Raw genomic sequence first — 1,180 nt, forward strand, 5'->3', positions numbered from 1 at the left:
GGAAACCGTCACTGTACTGGTGGRTGCTTCAGTTGTTTTTGAAACACTTTCAGTAGCCGTCGGTGTCACAGTTTCAGAGGTTCTCCCGGCATCTTCAGGCAYGGATGTGTTGCCAAAAATACTGGTGTATAAACGACTGGTGTAGGACTGACTGCTGCTCGTTGGCTTGGTGGTAGCTGTTGGAGTGACAGTGGGCTCAGTCGTTGTGCTCTGAGTGGAAGTCGCTTTACTACTCTCCTGAGAAGAAGTCGTGGTAGATGCTTCAGTTGTTTTTGAAACACTTTCAGTCGCCGTCGGTGTCACAGTTTCRGWGGTTCTCCCGRCATCTTCAGGCATGGATGTGTTGCCAAAAATRCTGGTGTATAAACGACTGGTGTAGGACTGACTGCTGCTCGTTGGCTTGGTGGTAGCTGTTGGAGTGACAGTGGGCTCAGTCGTTGTGCTCTGAGTGGAAGTCGCTTTACTASTCTCCTGAGAAGAAGTCGTGGTGGATGCTTCAGTTGTTTTTGAAACACTTTCAGTCGCGGTAGGTGTTTCAGGGGTAGTTGATGTGGGACATCTTCAGGCATGGATGTGTTGCCAAAAATGCTGGTGTATAAACGACTGGTGTAGGACTGACTGCTGCTCGTTGGCTTGGTAGTAGCTGTTGGAGTGACAGTAGGCTCAGTTGTTGTGCTCTGAGTGGAGGTCGCTTCACTAGTCTCCTGAGAGGAAGTCGTGGTGGGTGCTTCAGTTGTTTTTGAAACACTTTCAGTAGCCGTGGGTGTCACAGTTTCAGTGGTTCTATCGACATCTTCAGGCATGGATGTGTTGCCAAAAATACTGGTGTATAAACGACTGGTGTAGGACTGACTGCTGCTCGTTGGCTTGGTGGTAGCTGTTGGAGTGACAGTGGGCTCAGTYGTTGTGCTCTGAGTGGAGGTCGCTTYACTAGTCTCCTGAGAAGAAGTCGTGGTGGGTGCTTCAGTTGTTTTTGAAACASTTTCAGTAGCCGTGGGTGTCACAGTTTCAGTGGTTCTWTMGACATCTTCAGGCATGGATGTGTTGCCAAAAATRCTGGKGTATAAACGACTGGTGTAGGACTGACTGCTGCCTGTTGGCTTGGTGCTTTCTGTTGGTGTGACCGTGGGCACAGTGGTTGTGGTCTGAGTGGTGGTCACTTCAATCGTTGGCTGAGAGG

The 1,180-nt window shown here is 49.7% G+C and carries 2 protein-coding genes; both read right to left on the reverse strand.

Annotated features, from left to right (window positions below):
- Window positions 1-303 (reverse strand): hypothetical protein (locus WG89_RS31570; RefSeq protein ID WP_216638599.1); only part of this gene is annotated, 303 nt, incomplete at its 3' end.
- Window positions 300-1,180: hypothetical protein (locus tag WG89_RS31575; RefSeq protein WP_216638600.1), on the reverse strand; the 881-nt coding region annotated here is incomplete at its 5' end. The genes WG89_RS31570 and WG89_RS31575, both read right to left, overlap by 4 nt.

The organism is Endozoicomonas arenosclerae (assembly GCF_001562015.1).
Classification (GTDB): Bacteria; Pseudomonadota; Gammaproteobacteria; order Pseudomonadales; family Endozoicomonadaceae; genus Endozoicomonas_A; species Endozoicomonas_A arenosclerae.